This is a genomic window from Neorhizobium vignae (assembly GCF_000732195.1).
GTDB classification, from domain to species: Bacteria; Pseudomonadota; Alphaproteobacteria; order Rhizobiales; family Rhizobiaceae; genus Neorhizobium; species Neorhizobium vignae.
This window is the reverse complement of sequence record NZ_JNNU01000004.1, coordinates 316,565-336,083: the sequence shown is the minus strand read 5'-3', so window position 1 is coordinate 336,083 and position 19,519 is coordinate 316,565. Positions and strand designations below refer to the sequence as shown.

Below are 19,519 nucleotides of genomic sequence, written 5' to 3'. Positions count from 1 at the left end.
TCCTAAAGCAGGTCGCCCGAAAGCGGGTACCGGTTTCGGGATAACGACATATGTCGAACAAAGCTTGAAGCACGAACCCCGAATACGTTCAGGCTTCGTGCTTCAAGGCGTCAGGCAGAGAGTTTCATGACGGCGAAGAAGAAACCCAAGGTCTACATTACCCGCAAGCTGCCGGATGCGGTGGAAACCCGCATGCGCGAGCTGTTCGAAGCCGAACTCAATATCCACGACACGCCCCGTTCCCGCGACGAGCTGGCGGCGGCGATGAAGTCGGCCGACGTGCTGGTGCCGACGGTGACCGACCGGATCGACGAGGCGCTGATCGAGGAGGCCGGGCCGCAACTCAAGTTGATAGCCAGCTTCTCCAACGGCTTCGACCATATCGATGTCGATGCGGCCGCGCGGAAAGGCATCACCGTCACCAATACGCCGAATGTGCTGACCGAGGACACGGCCGACATGACCGTGGCACTGATCCTCGCCGTCAACCGACGGCTCGCGGAGGGTTCGCGCATCCTCACCGACAAGCCGGGCGAGTGGACCGGCTGGAGTCCCACCTGGATGCTCGGCCGTCGGATCTGGGGCAAGCGCATCGGCATCGTCGGCATGGGTCGCATCGGCACCGCGGTCGCGCGCCGCGCCAAGGCTTTCGGCCTCTCGATCCACTACCACAACCGCAAGCGCGTCAGCCCCGCGACCGAAGAGGAGCTGGAGGCGACCTATTGGGACAGCCTCGACCAGATGCTCGCCCGCGTCGATATCGTTTCGATCAATTGTCCCTCGACGCCGGCGACCTTCCATCTTCTGTCGGCGCGGCGGTTGGCGCTGATGCAGCCCGGCTCGATCATCGTCAACACCGCGCGCGGCGACATCATCGACGAGACGGCAATGATCCAGCTCCTGCGCGACAACAAGATCGCCGGCGCCGGTCTCGACGTCTACCAGAACGAGCCGGCGGTGAACCCGAAACTGGTCAAGCTCGCCCATCAGGGCCGGGTGGTGCTGCTGCCGCATATGGGCTCGGCGACGATCGAAGGCCGGATCGACATGGGCGAGAAGGTGATCATCAACATCCGCACCTTCTTCGACGGCCACCGCCCGCCGAACCGGGTGCTCCCGGGCCGCAACTGATCAGTCGAGACGCTTCTGCATCTCGATCGAGGTGGTGCGGGTGAAGCCCGGATGGGAGTTTTCCGCCGTTCTGGCGAAACCCCATCTTGCGAAGGTCGCGTGATTGCCGGTCAGTTCGATACGGGTTTCGAGCCGCAGCGCCGGCAGCCCTTTCTCCCGTGCGACGCCTTCCGCGACCGCCAGCAGCCGACGACCGATGCCCTTGCCCTGGCTGGCCGGCGCAATGGCGAGCTTTCCGATATAGAGGAAGCCGGGTTCCGGCTTGCAGAAGACGCAGCCGGTCATCCGGCCGTTTTCGACCGCCGCGAACGCGATCTCGTCGCGGGCTTTTTGAGCGAGGGAGGCGAGCGTCAGCCGATGGGCCGAGGAGGGCGGGTCGATGACGCCGTCCATATAGGCGAAGGAGGAGAGGATGAGCGCCAGAAGTTCGTCCCAGCGCCCCAAATCGTCGTCGATGCGGACGATCTCAACCGCGGCGGACTCCATCACTCGGCGGCAGCTTTGGCCGTGCGGCGCTTGTATTTGATCATGTCGAAACGGGCCGACAGCGAATCGTAGAGCATCAGCCGCCCCACCAGCGGTTCCCCGATGCCGGTCACGAGCTTGATGGCCTCCATCGCCATCAGCGTGCCGATCACCCCCGTCAGGGCACCCACGACGCCGGTCTCGGCGCAGGACGGGATCAGTCCCGCCGGAGGTTTTTCCGGAAAGAGATCGCGATAGCCGGGATTGAGAACGCCCTCCGGTCCCGTCTCGTAGGGCTTCATCACCGTCACCGAGCCGTCGAACCGGCCGACCGCGCCGGTCACCAGCGGAATCCGGGTGGCTTCCGCAGCGTCGGCGGCCGCATAACGGGTGTCGAAATTGTCGGAACCGTCGATCAGCAGGTCGAACAGGGCGAGCTTGCGGGCCGCCCATTCGGCGGAGAAACGCTCCTCGAAATCGACGACCCGGACATGCGGGTTGAGCCGGGCGATCGCCTCGCGGGCGCTCCGCGTCTTCATCTCGCCGATCGTGCCGGTATCGTGGATGACCTGCCGCTGCAGGTTGGAAAGGGAAACCAGGTCGTCGTCGATGATCCCGAGCGTGCCGATACCGGCGGCCGCCAGATATTCGAGGATCGGTGCGCCGAGCCCGCCGGCGCCGATCACCAGGACGCGGGCGTTCTTCATCTTCTGCTGACCAGTGCCGCCGATTTCCGGCAGCAGGATATGCCGGCGGTAGCGCTCGATCTCGTCTTGGCTCAGTTTTTCCGGTGTCAGGCTTTCCATGGTGTTACCATATCACCGGCCGTCGGGCCGTGTAAGGTGGATTTCAATCGCCGATGCCGCCATGCGCGACCGTGAAGAACTGCGCCCGGTCGGCCAGCGCGGAAAACATCGCCCGGTCGGTGCCGGTCATGAAGGACTGGCCGCCGAGGCCGTGAACGAGATCGAAGAGAGCGGCCCGCCGGCCTTCATCGAGATGGGCGGCGATCTCGTCGAGCAGCAGGATCGGCGCGTAACCGGTCATATCTGCCGTGAGCCGCGCATGGGCGAGCACCAGCCCGATCAGCAGAGCCTTCTGCTCGCCGGTCGAGCAGCGCTCGGCCTCCATGTCCTTTTCGCGGTGGCGCACCAGAAGGTCGGAGCGGTGCGGCCCGTCGAGCGTCCGCCCCGCGGCGGCATCACGGCCGCGGCCGTTGCGAAGCGTGTCGAGATAGTCTTCCTCGAGCTCGGCTGACGGGCGGTCCATCGCTCCGTCCATGAAACCTTCGAGCGCCAGCACCGGCGTCGGGAACGGCGTTTCACCGGAATTGCCAGATAGGGTCCTCAGAAGCCCGAGCATCTCCTGCCGTGCCGCAGCCATGGCGATGCCGAGACCGGCCATCTGCGCCTCGATGGCCGACAGCCAGGAGGGGTCGAAACGGCCTTCCGACAATAGCTTGTTGCGGCTGCGCATGGCGCGCTCGAAGTCGCTCGCTCGCCGGCCATGGGCGGGATCGAGCGACAGGACGAGGCGATCGAGGAAACGGCGGCGGTCGGACGAGGCGCCGGTGAACAGTCCGTCCATCGCCGGCGTCAGCCACAGGACGCTCAGGTGGTCGGTAAGCTCCTCGGTGGATTTGGCCGGGGTTCCGTTGATCCTGAGCTTGCGGGTAACGCTTTCGCCTTCCCCCGGCTCGATGCCGGTGCCGATCGACACCTCGCCGTCCATGCCGTCGACATCCGCGAAGATGGTGAAGCCGCCGGCGGCGCCGACGCGCGTCACGTCGGACAGCACGGCGCGGCGCAGGCCGCGGCCCGGCGACAGGAAAGAGACGGCTTCGAGGAGATTGGTCTTGCCCGCGCCGTTCTCACCGGTCAGCACCACGTGCCGCCCGTCGAGCGGCAGCGCCGCTTCCGCGTAATTGCGGAAATCGGTGAGCTTCAGCCGGGAAAGGGAGGTCTTCTGAGCCATCAGGAATCTTGGGTTATCGTCGAACAGGAGCTAAGGGCTCCAAGCCCGGATGGCAAGCTTTGCTTCCGGGGAAGGCTGTGCTCCTTTGTCGTCGCTGCCGTTGCGCCCCGCCGTCCCAAGCGCGCCCGACGGGGCCTCAACGGTTCTGCCTGCCGCAATATGCGTTTCCAATGCAATTCTAATTTATGATTACTCATAAACTAGGGGGTATGGCTAACAACGCGTTAAAACTTGGCTGCTAGAAGTGACCACGCACGCATACGCATCTCAAGTCCGGATGGTCGCGTGGAACCATTCAATCCGCGGAGACCTCCATGAAAGACCAGAACCACAAAGCCGATCTCGCCGAGCGCCTTGACTTCATCGGCCTTGGCCAGGAGCAGCGCCGGTCTCTGGCGGAAATCCGTCCAGTCATCAAGGACGTCATCGGCGGCGCGCTGGACGCGTTCTATCGCAAAGTGAAGAGCAATCCGCAGACGGCGAAATTTTTCTCCAACGATGGCCATATCGCCCATGCCAAGACCCGGCAGGCGGCCCATTGGGAGGGCATCGCATCCGGCAAATATGAGGCCGATTATGTGGAAGCGGTTTCCACCATCGGCCGCACCCATGCCCGCCTCGGCCTCGAACCCCGCTGGTATATTGGCGGCTATGCACTGATTCTCGACGGCATCATCCGGGCCGTGGTGGCCCGCGAAATGACCGGGTTCTTTCAGGACAAGAAGGCGAAGGTTCTGTCCGAACATCTCTCGGCGGTGGTCAAGGCTGCCCTGCTGGACATGGACTATGCCATCTCGGTCTATCTTCAGGCGTTGAGCGACGAGCGCCAGAAGGTGGAGGCCGAGCAGGAAAAGGCCAAGTCCGAGCAGGATACAGCGCTTGGTGCGCTTGATGGCGCCCTGAAGAGCCTTTCCAGCGGCGACCTGACATCCGAACTCTGGCAGGAACTGGCGCCGAGCTTCGCCAAGCTGCAGCAGAACTACAATTCGTCGATCTCCGAGCTTGACGCGGCGATGCGCGAAATCAGCACCTCGGTTGAGCAGGTGCGCGCCGAAGCCGGCGGCATTTCGTCGGCCTCCGAAAACATGGCCAGGCGCGCTGAACAGCAGGCCTCGGCGATCGAGCAGACGGCTGCAGCTCTCGAAGAGATCACCACGATATCCGGCCAGGCCGCGCAGCGGACCCGCGAAGTGCAGGAAATCGTGCGCGAATCGGCTTCCGAGACGGTTCGCTCCGGCAAGGTGGTCGAGGAGGCCATTGCCGCCATGGGCGACATCGAGCAGTCCTCGCAGAAGATGACCCAGATCATCGGCGCGATCGACGAGATCGCCTTCCAGACCAACCTCCTGGCGCTGAACGCCGGTGTCGAAGCAGCCCGCGCCGGCGAACAGGGCAAGGGCTTTGCCGTCGTCGCGCAGGAAGTCCGCGAACTGGCGCAACGATCCGCCGCAGCCGCCAAGGAAATCAAGCAACTGATCGACCAGTCGTCGACCGACGTCCATCGCGGTGTCGAACTCGTCAACAAGACCGGTCAGGCGCTGGTCGGTATCGGCGGGCGGGTGAAGTCGATCGACGAACACATCTCGTCGATCGCCCGTTCCGCTCAGGAACAGGCTTCCGGCATCGAGGAGATCAATTCCGCGATCCGCAGCATGGACCAGATCACCCAGCAGAACGCGGCGTTGATGGAAGAGACCAATGCCTCGACCCAGAGCCTGGTCGGCATCAGCAGCCGGCTGGCGTCGCTGCTTGGCCGCTTCAAGACAAGGGCCGCGCGCGAGACCCGCACCGAGCGCCCGCGCCTGCGCGCCTGATCTTCGACCTGAAACATGGACCGGGCGGTCCCGGTCGGCTAGTGTGCGGGCTCCAAGAGGAGCCGCGACATGACCGATCCGACCCGTGACGGGGACCGCCCTTCCTATATCCGCCACTGGACCGAGGTGGAAAAGCCCCAGGAGAAACACTATCGCGGTGATGACGAGCTGATGGGTTTCGGCGCCCCGCTCGCCCGGCAGTTCGGTCTCATGCGGCTCGGCATTCACCACCATCGCCTGCCACCTGGCCGCCGCACCTCTTTCCCGCATGCGGAGGAACTCGAGGAAGAATTCATCTTCGTGATCGAAGGCAATCCGGAGGTCTGGCTGGATGGCGAGATCCATCCCCTGAAACCGGGCGACTCGGTCGGTTTCCCGGCCGGTACGGGGATTGCGCATACCTTCATCAACAACACGGATGCGGACGTGCGCCTTTTGGTGATCGGGGAGGCCAACAAGGACGAAAACCGACTGTTTTATCCCAAGAATCTCGACCTGAAGGCGATCCGTCCGGATTGGTGGGATGACGCGCCCCGGCGGCCGCTCGGGGACCATGACGGCATGCCGGACAAGGTACGGGTCTGGAAGGCCGAGAAAGCAGCAAAGGAAGCCGGCGGTGAGTGACGAGGAAAGACTGGTCAAGCTCGAGGAGCTGGCCGCCTACCAAACCAAGGTGATCGAGGAACTGTCCGATCAGCTCGCCGAGCAGTGGAAGGTGATGGAGCAGACGCGTGCCAAGCTCGACCGGCTGACCGAGCGGTTTCTGTCGCTGGAGGAATCCTCCCTGGAAGCGCCTTCTATCACCAGGCCGCCGCACTATTGATCATCCGATTGCCGCTCAGGCGGCGCGGGGCATGCGCCGTTTGAGCGCGACATATTCCCAGGTGGCGACGAAAAGCAGGACTGCGGTGGCGAGGACCTGCATCGCGAAATTGGCAATGAAGGGTACCAGCAGGAAGCAGGCGGCGAGTAGGACGATGCCCGCGACGTGCGAATAGGGCATGATGCGCGACGAGACCGTCTTCATCCCGGCCATGCCGGCGAGGAACAGGATCGGCCCGCCGAGCAGCGCCACCGCGTGGACGTAGGAGCCTCTTTCATCGGGATGCGAAAGGCTGAAATCCTCACCGACGGCGGTGAGGATGATGCCGGCGACGATGGGCAGGTGGCCGTAGGTGAAGAGATGCTGGGCGGTCGCCTGCGGCTCGGCGGTCTCTTCAGCCTTGTCGGCGGCCTTTTCCTGCCCGTCGTGAAAGTAGATCCACCACATGGCGACGGTCGAAAGAAACGCGCAGCAGAGCACCAGCGGCGTGCCGGCATTGTCCATGTGGCTGGAGGCGTTCTTGCCGGTGGTAATAATGGTCTCGCCGAGCGCGATGATGACGAAGAGAGCGCAGCGTTCGGCCAGATGTTCGCCGCTGATGTCGAGCGTTTCGGGCGGCGAGGCGCCGATCGAGGGTACCCAGTAGCGCATCGCCGGCCCGGCATATTCGATGGCAAGTGCCGCGATCCACAGGATCACCCGCATCTGCGGCTCAACAAGTCCGCCGGCGATCCATAACGCGCTTGAAATGACCAGCCAGACGGTGATCCGGAAGAAGGTCATGAACGAGGCGGTATCGGTTCCCCGGAAGGCATAGAGCGCAAACAGCGAGCGGATGAGCTGCATTGCCGAATAGGCGAGTGCGAAGGCGAGGCCCATGTCGGTGAAGGCCTTGGGCAGTGCGATGGCCAGCACGATGCCGCAGAACATCAGCGCGAAGAGCAGCAGTCTGACCGGCTCGATCTCGGTATCGAGGAGATTGGTGACCCAGGTCGTGTGGATCCACACCCACCAGAGCGCGAAGATGAAGAGGATTGCCTCGGCGGCGATGCCGATGCTGAAGTCGGAGGCGAGCGTCTCCGAGAGCTGGATCAGCGCGAAGACGAAGACGAGATCGAAGAAAAGCTCCGGAAAGCTCGCCTTGGTCGAGTCCTGATCGTCCTTGCGAAGCCAGCCGCGTGTGCTCTCGACCATGCCATCTCCCGCACGTGGTGAACCGGAACAGGTAGATAGGGTGCCCGAAGAAAATGCGCAGGGGAGGCGCTGCGGGTGGTTGGCCGCCGCCTCACCTGGTTCATTGCTGGCCCGTCCCGCTCGGCAAATCGAGCCGGGTTGACCGATGTCAAGTAGCGTGCTGGAAAAGCGCGTAGACGTGATCCGCCGGAATATGCCGGCCATTCCGACAGGCCGTTCCGTGACAGTGCTTCAATTCACCTTCGCCATCCTTCTGCTTCTCTGCACGCCGGGGCCGACCAACACGCTGATGGCGCTCGGCGGATATGCGCGCGGCTGGCTGAGGGGCCTGCCGCTGATCGGCGGGGAACTCGGCGGTTATCTGATCGTGGTCGTGCCGGTTGCGACGCTTGCGGCGCCGTTCTTCGATGCCTATCCGCAGGCTTCGGTCTGGGCGAAGCTCATCGCTGGCGCCTGGGTGCTTTACCTGGGCTACCGCCTGTGGACCTCCGAAAAGCAGGCGAAGGACGCGGCGGAAATTTCTGTCCGGCAGGTTTTCGTCACCACGGTTTTGAACCCCAAGGCGCTGATCATCGCGCTCGTCATCATGCCGCATGGCGGCCTCATCGAACTCGCGCACTGGCTTGCGTTGTTTGCCGGACTGGTGCTCCTTGCCGCCAATGGCTGGATCGCCTTCGGCAGCCTGATGCGGCGGACCGAGCGTTTCGAGGTGAAGCCGATCGTCGTGCGCCGCATCGCTGCCGCCTGCCTCGTGCTCTTCGCCATGATCCTCGCCAGCGCGTCGATCCAGTCGCTGGCCTGACATAGACGTCCCCGACCCGAGTTGACGAATCAAGGCCGCCTCGGCATCTTGGCCCTCGCGTGGCCTACGCCGAACCTCCCCGGACCTTCCCCAGCATGGTCCTGACACGGAGGCAAAGGGACTTCAGTCTCGGGTCGCTATCTTGGTCCGACCGTTTCGGATGTGGTTGCTGGGGAACTCCGTCCGGGACGTGAAAGGCTCAAGATGACCCAGAACGGAAATTTCAAACGCCGTGTCCGCGCCCGTGCCGCAAAGACGGGCGAATCCTATACCACAGCCCTCAGCCACATCCGCGAGACTGCCCCGAGCGATCCGAGGCCGCAGGCCCGGTCGGTGCGCCTGGCGGTGGCCCAGACCACGCCCTATGTCGATCCCCGCAGCATAACCGAGCTTCGCGCAAGCGGGGAGGAGATGCGGCGCCTGATGCGCGAGGCGCAAAAGGCGAGCGTGAGGGTGATCCACTTTCCCGAAGGTTCGACCTGCTCTCCCAACAAGCGCATCATGTCATCGACCGGCCGCGATCCCGTCGGGCCGTCTGACTGGAGCCGGTTCGAATGGGCTGTGCTGCGCGAGGAACTTGATGCCACGCGGGCGTTGGCGCGGGAACTCGGGCTCTTTGCGGTGATCGGCTCCGTGCACCGGCTCACCGAGCCGCATCGGCCGCACAACAGCCTCTATATCGTCTCCGACAAGGGAGAGCTGGTGACGCGCTACGACGAGCGCCTGCTGTCGAACACCAAGATCTCCTTCATGTACACGCCGGGCTCTATGCCGGTGACCTTCGAGGTCGATGGCGTCCGCTTCGGCTGCTCGCTCGGCATGGAGACGCACTTTCCCGAAATCTTCAGGGAATACGAGCAGCTCGACGTCGATTGCGTCCTGTTCTCGACCACCGGCGCAACGCCGGCTTTCGCGGCCGAGGCGCTGGGACATGCGGCGAGCAACAGATACTGGGTGAGTTTCTCGGTGCTCGCCTATCCCGGCCTCATGCCGCCTTCCGGGATCGCCGCCCCAAGCGGCGAATGGGTGGCCCAATGTCGGGCCGATGCGACGCCCTCGCTTGCGATCGTCGATATCGACCACAGTCCGGGAGAGATCGCCCGCCCCTGGAGGCGAAGGGCACGGGCCGGCATCTATGAGCAGCATATGGTGACCGATCCGCGCAGCGGCGGCCGCGACAGGTTCTGAGGCAACCAACGAAAAAGCCGTCCGCGACGATCTGTTGCGGACGGCTTTAATGTTTGGGCTCCAGAAGCTCAGTTCTCGAAGAATTCCTTCATCCGGGCGAAGAAGCCCGTCGATTCCGGATTGTTCTCCTTCGAGGACAGTTCCTCGAATTCCTGCAGCAGCTCGCGCTGCCGCTTGGTGAGCTTCTGCGGCGTCTCGATCTGGATCTGGATGTAGAGATCGCCCGTCTGGCTGGATCTCAGCACCGGCATGCCCTTGGCCTTCAGGCGGAACTGTTTTCCGGGCTGGGTACCTTCCGGCACCGTCACGCGGGACTTGGTTCCGTCGAGCGTCGCCACGTCGAACGTGCCGCCAAGGGCGGCCGTCGTCATGGAGATCGGCACGGCGCAATAAAGGTCGGCGCCGTCGCGCTGGAAGAACTGATGCGGCTTGACCGACAGGAAGATGTAGAGGTCTCCCGCAGGGCCACCACGCGTTCCGGCTTCGCCTTCGCCCTGCAGGCGGATGCGGGTGCCGTCTTCGATGCCGGCCGGGATGTTGACCGACAGCGAACGTTCTTCTGTGACGCGGCCCTGGCCGTGGCACTTGCCGCAGGGATCGGTGATCGTCTGGCCGCGGCCGTGGCAGGTCGGGCAGGTGCGCTCGACCGAGAAGAAGCCTTGGGATGCGCGCACGCGGCCGGAACCCTGGCAGGTGCCGCAGGTCTTCGGTTGCGTGCCGGGCTTGGCGCCCGAACCGGAACAGACGTCGCAGGTGATCGAGGTCGGAACCCGGATCTGCGCCGTCTTGCCGGCATACGCCTCTTCCAGCGTGATTTCCATATTGTAGCGAAGGTCCGCGCCGCGTTCGCGACCGCCGGACGACCGACGGGCGCGTCCGCCGCCCATCATTTCGCCAAAGATGTCTTCGAAGATATCGGAGAAGCCGCCCGCACCCGCGCCCGAGAAGCCGCCGCCACCGCCGCCCATTCCGCCCTGTTCGAAGGCGGCATGGCCGAAGCGGTCGTAGGCCGCGCGCTTCTGAGGATCCTTCAAGGTCTCATAGGCCTCGCCGAGCTCCTTGAACTTCTTTTCGGCTTCTGCGTCGCCCGGATTCTTGTCGGGATGATATTTCATCGCGAGCTTGCGGAAGGCGCTTTTCAGCTCCTTCTCATCGGCGGTCTTGCCGACACCCAGCGTTTCGTAAAAGTCTGCTTTTGCCATGGAGGTAACCGGCTCCGGAAAGGATTCCGGCTGCACGAAGGCAGCCGGATACTCTAGTCAACTATGGTCAAGGTCTGGCCATCAGGCAACCGGCGGATTAGGCGGACTTTTTGTCGTCCTTGACTTCCTCGTAGTCGGCATCGACGATATCGTCCTTGCCGCCCTCGGAGCCTGCGCCGCCTTCGGCCTGCTGGGCCTCATAGATGGCCTGACCAAGCTTCATGGACACTTCCATCAGGACCTGCGTCTTCGCCTGGATGTCATCGGCATCCGGCTCGGAGGCTTCGATGGCGGTCTTCAGCGAAGCGATCGCATCCTCGATCGCCTTGCGGTCGGTCTCGGAAACCTTGTCGCCATATTCTTTCAGCGACTTCTCGCTGGAGTGAACGAGGCTTTCTGCCTGGTTCTTGGCTTCGACGCCGGCGCGGCGCTTCTTGTCGGCTTCGGCATTGGCCTCGGCGTCCTTGACCATCTTTTCGATTTCGGCGTCGGAGAGACCACCGGAGGCCTGGATGCGGATCTGCTGTTCCTTGCCGGTGCCCTTGTCCTTGGCCGAAACCTGGACGATGCCGTTGGCGTCGATGTCGAAGGTCACTTCGATCTGCGGCATGCCGCGCGGCGACGGCGGCAGGCCGACGAGGTCGAACTGGCCGAGCAGCTTGTTGTCGGCTGCCATTTCACGCTCGCCCTGCGACACGCGGATCGTCACGGCCTGCTGGTTGTCTTCGGCGGTCGAGAAGGTCTGGCTCTTCTTGGTCGGGATCGTCGTGTTGCGGTCGATCAGGCGGGTGAAGACGCCGCCGAGCGTTTCGATGCCGAGCGACAGCGGGGTCACGTCGAGAAGCAGAACGTCCTTGACGTCGCCCTGCAGAACGCCGGCCTGGATGGCGGCGCCGAGAGCGACGACTTCATCCGGGTTGACGCCCTTGTGCGGCTCCTTGCCGAACAGCTGCTTGACGACTTCCTGGACCTTCGGCATGCGGCTCATGCCGCCGACGAGAACCACTTCATCGATTTCGGCTGCGGTGACGCCGGCATCCTTGAGGGCTGCCTTGCACGGCGCGATCGTGCGCTGGACGAGATCGTCGACCAGGCTTTCGAACTTGGCGCGGGTCAGCTTCAGCGTCAGGTGCTTCGGACCGGAAGCGTCGGCGGTGATGAACGGCAGGTTGATTTCGGTCTGCTGCGAGGACGAGAGTTCGATCTTGGCCTTTTCGGCAGCTTCCTTGAGGCGCTGCAGAGCGAGCTTGTCGTTCTTCAGGTCGATGCCCTGGTCCTTCTTGAACTCGTTGGCAAGATATTCGACGAGACGCATGTCGAAGTCTTCACCGCCGAGGAAGGTGTCGCCGTTGGTGGACTTCACTTCGAAGACGCCGTCGCCGATTTCGAGGACCGAGATGTCGAACGTGCCGCCGCCAAGGTCGTAGACGGCGATCGTCTTGCCGTCCTTCTTGTCGAGGCCATAGGCGAGAGCGGCTGCGGTCGGCTCGTTGATGATGCGCAGCACTTCGAGACCTGCAATGCGGCCGGCATCCTTGGTTGCCTGGCGCTGCGCGTCGTTGAAGTAGGCCGGAACAGTGATGACGGCCTTTTCGACCTTTTCACCGAGGTAGGATTCAGCGGTTTCCTTCATCTTCTGAAGGATCATCGCGGAAACCTGTGCGGGGGAATAGTTCTTGCCCTGGGCCTTGACCCATGCATCGCCATTGTCACCCTTGACGATATCGAACGGGACGAGGCCCTTGTCCTTTTCGACCGTCGGATCTTCGTAGCGGCGGCCGATGAGGCGCTTCACGGCGAAGAGGGTATTGGTGGGGTTGGTGACTGCCTGGCGCTTGGCCGGCTGGCCGACGAGGCGTTCGCCGTCATCGGTAAATGCGACCATGGAGGGCGTGGTACGCGCGCCTTCGGCGTTCTCGATCACCTTCGCATCTTTGCCGTCCATGATGGCGACGCAGGAGTTGGTGGTTCCGAGGTCGATGCCAATTACTTTTGCCATTTTCTTCTCTCTCCTTTAAGCGAACCATCGGAACCCCTCAAAGGCATTCCACTGACAGTTCCTCGACTGGGATGGTGCGCAGCATCGGCTGCGGTCATGCGGCGTATATAAGGACGGGTTTTTAGGACTGCAAGGCGAGAAATCGCCCGGATCCTAGCAAAAAGAACAGTTTGCCGAGCAATACTGTCAATACGCTTCACTGCCCCATGATCAGGTCGAAAAGCGTGGTCTGCCGCGGCTGGTCTCTGGAGCCCGCAACGCCGACGTCGCCGGGCGGGATGGGGCCGCCGCCGATCGCTCCCGGCGGCACCGGAGCGGGCGAATCATAGGGGCCGCGATACTGGCGATAATCACGGACCGGAACGTCGCCCGGCGGTATTACGTCGCCACGGCGGCCGCGGTCGCCATAGACTGGCCTGTTGTCGTAAGTCTGTCTGTTGTCCCTGTTGTCGTATCCCTGGTTGTCGCCATAGACGGGCCGCACGCGGGCGGGTTCCCGTTCGATCGAGGCGGAATCCTGGGCGGGAGGGCGCGGCGCCGGCGGGTAGTCGGCCGGGAGTTCGTCCTGTGTTCGGCGGCCACCGGGCAGGATGCCGGAAATGATATCGCCGATCGTCGTCGACGGAGAGTCCGGCTGGGGCGCGGCAGGCGGCGGCAGATCGAGGCCGCGGCCGGTGCCGAACAGCGGCGTCGGCGTATAGCCCTTCATCGCCGACGTCATGTATTCCTTAAAGGCCTTTGCCGGCAGTCCGCCGCCGGTGACCTTTTTCATGAAGGCGCCGTCGTCATTGCCGAACCAGATGCCGGTCGTCATGATGCTGGTATAGCCGACGAACAGGGCATCACGGAACGACTGGGTGGTGCCCGACTTGCCGGCTGCCTGCCAGCCGTCGATCTTGGCGGCCTTGCCGGTGCCCTCGTTGATGACGCGGTTCATCATGCCGTTCATCGTCGCCGCCACCGGTTCGCTGAGCACGCGCGGCGGATTGGCGTAATCGGCCTCGTAAAGCACCTTGCCGTCCGGATCGATGATGCGCTTGACGATATGCGGGGTCGCCTTGTAGCCGCCGTTCATGAACGAGGCATAGGCCGAGGTGAGCTCGACCAGCGAGACTTCCGAGGTGCCGAGCGCGATCGAGGCATTCGCCTGGATATCGGAATCGATGCCGAGCCGGTGGGCGAGGCTCACCACCTTGTCGGGCCCGACCTGCATGGCGAGCTGCGCGGCAACGGTATTCAGCGACTGCGCGAAAGCCGAGGCGAGCGTCACGGGACCGCGGTATTTCTCGTCGAAATTTTCCGGCGACCAGTTGCCGATCTTGACCGGCGTATCGTTGACCATCGAGTCCGGCCGGGCGCCGGCTTCGAGTGCTGCGGCATAGACGAAGGGTTTGAAGGCCGAACCCGGCTGGCGCTTCGCCTTGACGGCGCGGTTGAACTGGCTCGTCGCATAATCGCGGCCACCCACCAGCGCCCGGATCGCGCCGGTCGCATCGACCGACACGAGGGCCGCCTGCGAGGCATTGAGCTTGCCGCCCTCCTTCTTGAGAACGTCGTTCAGCGACTTTTCGGCGGCGGCTTCGAGGCGCATGTCGAGCGTGGTTTCGACGGTCACGTCGACCTTCGGCTCGCCGATCAGGCTCTTCACCTCGTCGACGACCATGTCGGCGGCATAATGCTGTGCGCCGGTCCAGTAGCGCTTCGCCTTGGCCGGCGGCTGCGACATGGCGCTCTTGAGGTCGCTGTCGGTAATGTAACCCTCCTCGCGCATCGTGCCGAGCACGACCTGGGCGCGGGCTTCCGCTGCCTTCGGATCGCGGGCCGGCGAGAGGCGGGAAGGTGCCTTGAGGAGACCGGCAAGCGTCGCCGCCTCGCCGAGGTTCACGTCGCGGGCGGACTTGTTGAAATACCGCCGCGAGGCGGCCTCAACTCCATAGGCGTTCGAACCGAAGAACACGCGGTTCAGGTACATGGCGAGGATCTGGTCCTTGGTGAACTTGTGCTCCAGCCAGAAGGACAGTAGTACCTCCTGGATCTTGCGCTCGAACGTGCGGTCCGGCGACAGGAACAGGTTCTTGGCGAGCTGCTGGGTGATCGTCGAACCGCCCTGGATCGGCTGGCCGGTCAGGTTGTTGACCAAGGCGCGCGCCAGGCCCAGCGGATCGACGCCGAAATGCGAATAGAAGCGCCGGTCCTCGATGGCGATCACCGCCTGCGGCAGGTAGGGCGACATTTCCTCGAGCGCCAGGGCTTCGCCCCCGGTCGAGCCGCGGTTGGCGACGACCGTGCCGTCGACCGCGGTGATCTTCATGTTCGGCGGACGATCCGGGATCGCCCACGTGCTGGCAGCCGGCATCTTTGCGCCGTAATAGAGCACCAGCCCGCCGACGGCGATGCCGGCCCAGATGCCGAGCACGAAACACCAGTAGATCAGTCTGCGCAGCGGCGCGAAGAATCCGCCGCCCTGGCGACGGGGTGGAGCCTTTTTGTTGCGGGAGGGGCGGTTGCGCTCCGGGCGCTCGTCGTGGTCTTGGCTTTCGGCTCTCGATGGACGCTTGCCGGGTCGGCCGTTGCCCACGACCCGTTCGTCCGCGTCGAGGCGGAAATCGTCGCTCGGCCGCGAACCCTCGAAGGACGGTTCAACACGTTTGTCTGATCTGCCCCTGGCTGCCATGGTGAGCCGGCATACCCCTGTTACGGGCCTGTCAAAACAGGCTGTTACTGAATGTCTGATCGCCCAAACCTTGGCTGGACTCTAAATGCGGCGATTTAAGGAGGCGTAAAGGAATGGTTTATCGGCCGTTACTTCTTGAACCGCTTGACTTCCGTCTCCATTTATGAGAACAAATAGAGAACATTTGGAGGGTGCTGATGAGCAGAACCGAACAGGTGATCGAACGTGCCATGGCCGCTGTCGCGGCATCGAGGGCCCTGCGCGAGGCTGAAGCGCAGCGTCGGCAAGAGACGTTTCAGAAGATACAGATTGCCAACCAGCGACGCCCGAATATTCCCAAGGGCATCCAGCTGCCGCTGGACCTTCATTGATATGCCGCAACGCCCTGCAATGCCGGGGCGTTGGCCCATGTCATAAAAGCCGCCTCGCTACCGCATCCAACCTTAAAAAAATCCGATTCCTGATGGAACAATGAGACAAGATCCGCGTTACGACGGATTCGACCTTGGAGGAGGGGAGGATATGCAGAAAATCGTCGAGGCAGTCGTCCGAAATGGCGACCAGCGTGTCCCGGTCGGGCTGGTCACCGTCAAGCAGGCGCTTGAAATGCCTGAAAGGGGGGTGCTGGAATTCAGTCATCCCGCCTATGAGGCCGGAAAGACCGATATCTTCGTCAACCGCGAAACCCTTTCAAAGCTGATGTGATCGCGGCAGGCGACGAAAAACAGACAGCATGATGGCAGCTCGAAACGCGAATTCGTGATTTCGGGTTCATTGCTTTGCGCGTTACCCTGCCGGCTGCAACCACAGCGAAGGAGAATGACATGAAGACAGTTCTCGCAATCGCCGCCGTCCTCGGCCTGTCGTCCACCGCAGCTCTTGCGGAATGTGCCGGCCACAATGTCACGGCTTCCGCCACGGTGGACAAGGAAATCACCACGGCAAGCATCGCGGCTCCGAAAATGGATCCGCGCGAGGAAGCCGTCGTGCTGAAGCAGTCTGAAGGACAGGCTAAAGTCACCGAATAGTGGTTTTGCCCGCGCCGGCCTTGTCGGCGCGGGTTTTCATTCCCTTCAGATAAAGACCCCGACCGTTCAGATGGGAAGCTGGAGACGGAACCTCCCGTACCGTTTGAGTGTTGTTTCCGAAAAGGAGACTTCCAATGGCCAAAAAACCTCTCGCCGCCGGCTTTACCGGTGATGTCGCCCAAGAGACAGGCGTTCGTGCTCGCGCGAAATCTGCCGTTCATCATGTCAAGGACGAGGCAGGTATGGTCGCAGCCCACGCCGTTGATCATCCGGCCGCGACCGGCTCGGCAATTGCCGCCGTCGGTCTGCTCGGGCTGGCGATAGGCTACATGCTCGGCATGTCATCCGCCTCCCGCGACCGTCGATGGTATCGGTGAAGGCGAGTGAGGTTTTCTTCGGAATATCCTGGCCGCCGCCGGAACTGTGGCTGTCCTCAGTCGTTGGTTTCCTGACAGGAAAAGGAGACCTTCATGTCCAATCGAGACCCTATCCCGACTCCGAGCCCGCAGCCGCGCGGGCCGACACCGACAGACGGAATTCCAGATCGCATCCAGGAAAAACCGCCATTGACGCCTGCACAGGATCCGGGCGACAGCAAGAACCCGCAGGATCCGACGCTGAAGCCCGCTCTGATGCCGACCGGCGATCCGGCGGGCATGGCATAAGGCGCCGTTGGGCCTCATGCCTCGTCTGCGGACACCCTTTGGACCCGTATAGGTAGTAACACGTACGGGTCCACCCTTATATTGCACCCGTCTATTATTGTTATTGTCAATTTATTAGCCAAGGCTCAAAATCCTCACTCCTGTGGCTTGTAGACTTTTTTGTTCCTCGAGCGCCGACAAGGCCGGCGCAAGACTGTCGCAATAGAAGGCCGCTGGTAATTTTCTCCAGCCGCCATCGCGGAGCAGGGCGAGGAGGATGGTCCGCCGGTCGGGCACCGTATGATCGGGAGGGTTATATGCCTACACAGATGGTTAGAAATCCTGTCAACCCCGACCAGCTCAGCTTGCTGCAGCAGGTCTTTGACCAGGCTTGCGCCGAACACCAGATCGACAAGGCGAGCCCCGATGCCGAGGCGCTCGCACTGATCCTGGTGAATTCCCTTCAAAAAGGCTCGGACGACAAGCAGAAGCTCGCGGCGCTGGCCGAGGCGCTGGCGAAAAGCCGATAGGTTCCTGCTTTAAACGAGGAACCTATCAGTCCTTCGGCAGTTGACCGATCTCTCGATCAACTCAAGGAGGCCGGTAATGGCAGAGCCCATCAGAAACCTGAATACGCCCGCGAAGTCGGATACGCCCTCTTTCGACCACGAACCCAGCGAAAACGTCCGGACCGAGATTGCGACGCTTCGTTCCGAGATCGCCAGTCTGCGCGAGATGCTCGCCGAAAAGACCGGCGCTGCCTATGACAAGGTCGCCGAGCGGGCTGGTAGCGCCGCGAGCTATGTCCAGCACGAGGCAAGCTCGGTCGCAGGTACCATCCGCGAACATCCCGCAGCCACCACGACGCTGTTCACGCTGATCGGGGCAATCGGTTTTGCGATCGGCTATGTGGTTGCGACCGCTTCGGCGGAAAGCAAGAATGCCTGGTATGACCGTTACCTGAGCGGCCGCCTCTAAGCGGCATCGCCGCCCGAAACCGGATCCTGACCGACATCGACCCAGGTCGCTGCGGTCAGGTCTGCCATACGTTCGGGGCTGATGCGCACCGCGGCGTTGATGGCTCCGGCCGCGGGAACCACTTCCGGGAATCTTTTTAGCGACACGTCGCAATAGATCGGGATCGGCGACGGCAGTCCGAACGGACATACGCCACCCACCGGGTGGCTGGTGATGCCGGCCACCTCGTCGCCGCCCAGCATGCGCGGTTTGGCCCCGAAATGATCCCGGAACTTGCGGTTGTCGAGACGGCTGGTTCCCGACATCACCACCAGCGCCGTAATTTCGCCGGAACGCACGCAGATCGTCTTGGCAATCTGCTCGGGCGCCACCCCGTGGGCGGCCGCGGCGAGCGGCACGGTCGCCGAACTCTGTTCGGTCACGATGACGTCGATATCGGGGGCATGGACGGCGAAAAAGGCGCGGACGGATTCAAGGCTCATGGCTGGAAATTGACGCAGGACACGGCGCGCCGCAAGTGGGGAATGAAGCTATGCGAGAATTGCAATGCTGCACTGCGATATCGTGACTGTTTTTTAAGCGTCGCTCCTGTATATTCAAATCATCGACGGGCGCACTCCTCCTCCCAGCGCCCCCGATGGGACCGACAACACCTCCTCCTCCCAGTTGTTGGTCAGTTTCGGAAACCCGGCGCACCTCCTCCCGCGCCGGGTTTTCTGTTTTACGCGCCTTGAAATCGCTGGTGATTTCCCTTTTCAAAGCGGCGCATAATTTTCCCGATCTTGACCTTTTGGCGCTAAGCCCCTATTTGGTTCGCCATCGATATTTGTTTGATAGCCAGCACTAAGCGCCTCGCGGCGTTTGCGACGATCTCTCTTCAAATACGAAACTTCAACGTTCCACGCGTTCGGGCGTGGAATAGTCGGTCATATTTGCAAGGGAAAGGCATCGTTATGGCTACCGGTACTGTAAAGTGGTTCAACGCAACCAAGGGCTACGGCTTCATTCAGCCTGACGACGGTTCGCAGGACGTTTTCGTTCACATCTCCGCCGTTGAGCGCGCTGGCCTCGGCCAGCTCAAGGACGGTCAGAAGATCTCTTACGAACTCGTCAGCGACAAGCGTTCTGGCAAGGTTTCCGCAGACCGCCTTCAGGGCGCATGATCTGCTGAAGACCTTCGTGTCGAACTCGCGAAAGGCCGGCTCGTCCGGCCTTTCTGCTTTTCTGGAACAAGTTGTTTCATTGTTTAGACCGATTCTAAGTTTGGCCTCTTGTAAACAAAAAACGCAGCTCCCATCTAGGGGTCAATAGCGTTTCCGACGCACCGCATGCTCGGGCTCCAAAAGCTTCAGCGAGCATGTGTGTTACGGCAAATACGGGCGACCGTGCCGTCCTGAGGCAGTTTTCATATCCGCGTTAACGGGATGTTTACTTAACCGGGGGACGATGACCGCTAGAGCCGCAGTGATCTGAAAAGATCGAAGAGCGGCCGCGTCGGAAATGCTTGTCCCATTTCGAGTGACCACGGATGTACTGGCACCAGTGAATGGGAGTGGAAAGGTCGGGCTTGCCCGGCCTTTTTGTTTTTAAGGGCCTGACGCGG

General features: G+C 62.5%; 22 protein-coding genes. 14 read left to right on the top strand and 8 right to left on the bottom strand.

Annotated elements, in window-relative coordinates; genetic code table 11:
* Window positions 1–126 precede the first annotated feature (126 nt).
* Window positions 127–1,131, top strand: a complete 1,005-nt coding sequence (locus GQ59_RS08585; RefSeq protein ID WP_037079995.1) for a 2-hydroxyacid dehydrogenase — start codon at window positions 127–129, stop codon at window positions 1,129–1,131.
* On the opposite strand, the gene GQ59_RS08580 is transcribed toward GQ59_RS08585, so the two are convergent.
* From GQ59_RS08580 to recF, 3 genes are read right to left on the bottom strand one after another with little or no spacing between them, the layout of a single operon-like run.
* On the bottom strand, window positions 1,132–1,617 hold the full coding sequence (locus GQ59_RS08580) for a GNAT family N-acetyltransferase (RefSeq protein ID WP_037079992.1): 486 nt from the start codon (window positions 1,615–1,617) through the stop codon (window positions 1,132–1,134). It abuts the gene before it with no gap.
* Complete coding sequence (locus tag GQ59_RS08575; protein WP_037079989.1) at window positions 1,617–2,402, bottom strand: molybdopterin-synthase adenylyltransferase MoeB; 786 nt, start codon at window positions 2,400–2,402, stop codon at window positions 1,617–1,619. The genes GQ59_RS08580 and GQ59_RS08575 overlap by 1 nt, the downstream gene beginning before the upstream one ends.
* Window positions 2,403–2,445: 43 nt before the next feature.
* Complete coding sequence (gene recF / locus GQ59_RS08570; protein WP_037079986.1) at window positions 2,446–3,570, bottom strand: DNA replication/repair protein RecF; 1,125 nt, start codon at window positions 3,568–3,570, stop codon at window positions 2,446–2,448.
* 314 nt (window positions 3,571–3,884) lie between these two features.
* Between recF and GQ59_RS08565 the strand changes: the two genes are divergently transcribed.
* From GQ59_RS08565 to GQ59_RS08555, 3 genes are all read left to right on the top strand, one after another.
* Window positions 3,885–5,384, top strand: a complete 1,500-nt coding sequence (locus tag GQ59_RS08565) for a globin-coupled sensor protein (RefSeq protein ID WP_037079983.1) — start codon at window positions 3,885–3,887, stop codon at window positions 5,382–5,384.
* 69 nt (window positions 5,385–5,453) lie between these two features.
* Entirely contained in the window at window positions 5,454–6,008 is a 555-nt protein-coding gene (locus GQ59_RS08560) for a cupin domain-containing protein (protein ID WP_037079981.1), read from the top strand.
* Window positions 6,001–6,207, top strand: coding sequence for a SlyX family protein (locus tag GQ59_RS08555; RefSeq protein WP_037079978.1), 207 nt, complete (start codon window positions 6,001–6,003; stop codon window positions 6,205–6,207). Before GQ59_RS08560 ends, GQ59_RS08555 begins: the two co-directional genes overlap by 8 nt.
* Before the next feature lie 15 nt (window positions 6,208–6,222).
* Here GQ59_RS08555 and GQ59_RS08550 read toward each other — a convergent pair whose 3' ends face one another.
* Complete coding sequence (locus tag GQ59_RS08550) at window positions 6,223–7,401, bottom strand: low temperature requirement protein A (protein ID WP_037079975.1); 1,179 nt, start codon at window positions 7,399–7,401, stop codon at window positions 6,223–6,225.
* Window positions 7,402–7,621: 220 nt separating this feature from the next.
* Here GQ59_RS08550 and GQ59_RS08545 point away from each other — a divergent pair, with 220 nt between their 5' ends.
* On the top strand, window positions 7,622–8,203 hold the full coding sequence (locus GQ59_RS08545) for a LysE family translocator (protein ID WP_037080305.1): 582 nt from the start codon (window positions 7,622–7,624) through the stop codon (window positions 8,201–8,203).
* 204 nt (window positions 8,204–8,407) lie between these two features.
* Window positions 8,408–9,391: a carbon-nitrogen hydrolase family protein gene (locus GQ59_RS08540; protein ID WP_037079972.1), complete on the top strand. Its 984-nt coding sequence runs from the start codon at window positions 8,408–8,410 to the stop codon at window positions 9,389–9,391.
* Window positions 9,392–9,459: 68 nt separating this feature from the next.
* Here GQ59_RS08540 and dnaJ read toward each other — a convergent pair whose 3' ends face one another.
* From dnaJ to GQ59_RS08525, 3 genes are all read right to left on the bottom strand, one after another.
* The gene (gene dnaJ / locus GQ59_RS08535) at window positions 9,460–10,593 is read right to left on the bottom strand and encodes a molecular chaperone DnaJ (protein ID WP_037079969.1); all 1,134 of its coding nucleotides are present in this window, start codon (window positions 10,591–10,593) and stop codon (window positions 9,460–9,462) included.
* A gap of 97 nt (window positions 10,594–10,690) precedes the next feature.
* The gene (dnaK, locus tag GQ59_RS08530; RefSeq protein ID WP_037079966.1) at window positions 10,691–12,592 is read right to left on the bottom strand and encodes a molecular chaperone DnaK; all 1,902 of its coding nucleotides are present in this window, start codon (window positions 12,590–12,592) and stop codon (window positions 10,691–10,693) included.
* Window positions 12,593–12,788: 196 nt separating this feature from the next.
* A complete protein-coding gene (locus tag GQ59_RS08525; protein WP_037079963.1) occupies window positions 12,789–15,266 on the bottom strand; it encodes a transglycosylase domain-containing protein in 2,478 nt (825 codons plus the stop codon).
* A 197-nt stretch (window positions 15,267–15,463) separates the two neighbouring features.
* Between GQ59_RS08525 and GQ59_RS32670 the strand changes: the two genes are divergently transcribed.
* The 7 genes from GQ59_RS32670 (at window position 15,464) to GQ59_RS08495 (ending at window position 17,916) form a co-directional block, all read left to right on the top strand.
* A complete protein-coding gene (locus tag GQ59_RS32670; protein ID WP_007754297.1) occupies window positions 15,464–15,637 on the top strand; it encodes a hypothetical protein in 174 nt (57 codons plus the stop codon).
* Between the two features lie 151 nt (window positions 15,638–15,788).
* On the top strand, window positions 15,789–15,971 hold the full coding sequence (locus GQ59_RS08520) for a hypothetical protein (protein ID WP_037079960.1): 183 nt from the start codon (window positions 15,789–15,791) through the stop codon (window positions 15,969–15,971).
* A gap of 119 nt (window positions 15,972–16,090) precedes the next feature.
* Window positions 16,091–16,294: a hypothetical protein gene (locus GQ59_RS08515; RefSeq protein ID WP_244447934.1), complete on the top strand. Its 204-nt coding sequence runs from the start codon at window positions 16,091–16,093 to the stop codon at window positions 16,292–16,294.
* A gap of 134 nt (window positions 16,295–16,428) precedes the next feature.
* Window positions 16,429–16,671 (top strand): hypothetical protein, encoded by a 243-nt coding sequence (locus GQ59_RS08510; protein WP_037079957.1) that lies wholly within the window; start codon window positions 16,429–16,431, stop codon window positions 16,669–16,671.
* 93 nt (window positions 16,672–16,764) lie between these two features.
* Window positions 16,765–16,959, top strand: coding sequence for a hypothetical protein (locus GQ59_RS08505; protein ID WP_037079954.1), 195 nt, complete (start codon window positions 16,765–16,767; stop codon window positions 16,957–16,959).
* 296 nt (window positions 16,960–17,255) lie between these two features.
* Window positions 17,256–17,468, top strand: a complete 213-nt coding sequence (locus GQ59_RS08500; RefSeq protein ID WP_046638097.1) for a hypothetical protein — start codon at window positions 17,256–17,258, stop codon at window positions 17,466–17,468.
* Between the two features lie 76 nt (window positions 17,469–17,544).
* Entirely contained in the window at window positions 17,545–17,916 is a 372-nt protein-coding gene (locus GQ59_RS08495) for a hypothetical protein (RefSeq protein ID WP_037079948.1), read from the top strand.
* Here GQ59_RS08495 and GQ59_RS08490 read toward each other — a convergent pair.
* Window positions 17,913–18,398: a YbaK/EbsC family protein gene (locus GQ59_RS08490; RefSeq protein ID WP_037079945.1), complete on the bottom strand. Its 486-nt coding sequence runs from the start codon at window positions 18,396–18,398 to the stop codon at window positions 17,913–17,915. The two genes, GQ59_RS08495 and GQ59_RS08490, sit on opposite strands and share 4 nt — an antisense overlap.
* 471 nt (window positions 18,399–18,869) lie before the next feature.
* Here GQ59_RS08490 and GQ59_RS08485 point away from each other — a divergent pair, with 471 nt between their 5' ends.
* Entirely contained in the window at window positions 18,870–19,079 is a 210-nt protein-coding gene (locus GQ59_RS08485) for a cold-shock protein (protein ID WP_007754264.1), read from the top strand.
* The last annotated feature ends 440 nt before the right edge of the window (window positions 19,080–19,519 follow it).

Coding starts and splice junctions, on each gene's coding strand:
- GQ59_RS08585 (WP_037079995.1), top strand. CDS start 127: ATGACGGCGAAGAAGAAACCCAAGGTCTACATTACCCGCAAGCTGCCG.
- GQ59_RS08580 (WP_037079992.1), bottom strand. CDS start 1,617: ATGGAGTCCGCCGCGGTTGAGATCGTCCGCATCGACGACGATTTGGGG.
- GQ59_RS08575 (WP_037079989.1), bottom strand. CDS start 2,402: ATGGAAAGCCTGACACCGGAAAAACTGAGCCAAGACGAGATCGAGCGC.
- recF (WP_037079986.1), bottom strand. CDS start 3,570: ATGGCTCAGAAGACCTCCCTTTCCCGGCTGAAGCTCACCGATTTCCGC.
- GQ59_RS08565 (WP_037079983.1), top strand. CDS start 3,885: ATGAAAGACCAGAACCACAAAGCCGATCTCGCCGAGCGCCTTGACTTC.
- GQ59_RS08560 (WP_037079981.1), top strand. CDS start 5,454: ATGACCGATCCGACCCGTGACGGGGACCGCCCTTCCTATATCCGCCAC.
- GQ59_RS08550 (WP_037079975.1), bottom strand. CDS start 7,401: ATGGTCGAGAGCACACGCGGCTGGCTTCGCAAGGACGATCAGGACTCG.
- GQ59_RS08540 (WP_037079972.1), top strand. CDS start 8,408: ATGACCCAGAACGGAAATTTCAAACGCCGTGTCCGCGCCCGTGCCGCA.
- dnaJ (WP_037079969.1), bottom strand. CDS start 10,593: ATGGCAAAAGCAGACTTTTACGAAACGCTGGGTGTCGGCAAGACCGCC.
- dnaK (WP_037079966.1), bottom strand. CDS start 12,592: ATGGCAAAAGTAATTGGCATCGACCTCGGAACCACCAACTCCTGCGTC.
- GQ59_RS08525 (WP_037079963.1), bottom strand. CDS start 15,266: ATGGCAGCCAGGGGCAGATCAGACAAACGTGTTGAACCGTCCTTCGAG.
- GQ59_RS32670 (WP_007754297.1), top strand. CDS start 15,464: ATGAGCAGAACCGAACAGGTGATCGAACGTGCCATGGCCGCTGTCGCG.
- GQ59_RS08520 (WP_037079960.1), top strand. CDS start 15,789: ATGCAGAAAATCGTCGAGGCAGTCGTCCGAAATGGCGACCAGCGTGTC.
- GQ59_RS08515 (WP_244447934.1), top strand. CDS start 16,091: ATGAAGACAGTTCTCGCAATCGCCGCCGTCCTCGGCCTGTCGTCCACC.
- GQ59_RS08510 (WP_037079957.1), top strand. CDS start 16,429: ATGGCCAAAAAACCTCTCGCCGCCGGCTTTACCGGTGATGTCGCCCAA.
- GQ59_RS08505 (WP_037079954.1), top strand. CDS start 16,765: ATGTCCAATCGAGACCCTATCCCGACTCCGAGCCCGCAGCCGCGCGGG.
- GQ59_RS08500 (WP_046638097.1), top strand. CDS start 17,256: ATGCCTACACAGATGGTTAGAAATCCTGTCAACCCCGACCAGCTCAGC.
- GQ59_RS08495 (WP_037079948.1), top strand. CDS start 17,545: ATGGCAGAGCCCATCAGAAACCTGAATACGCCCGCGAAGTCGGATACG.
- GQ59_RS08490 (WP_037079945.1), bottom strand. CDS start 18,398: ATGAGCCTTGAATCCGTCCGCGCCTTTTTCGCCGTCCATGCCCCCGAT.
- GQ59_RS08485 (WP_007754264.1), top strand. CDS start 18,870: ATGGCTACCGGTACTGTAAAGTGGTTCAACGCAACCAAGGGCTACGGC.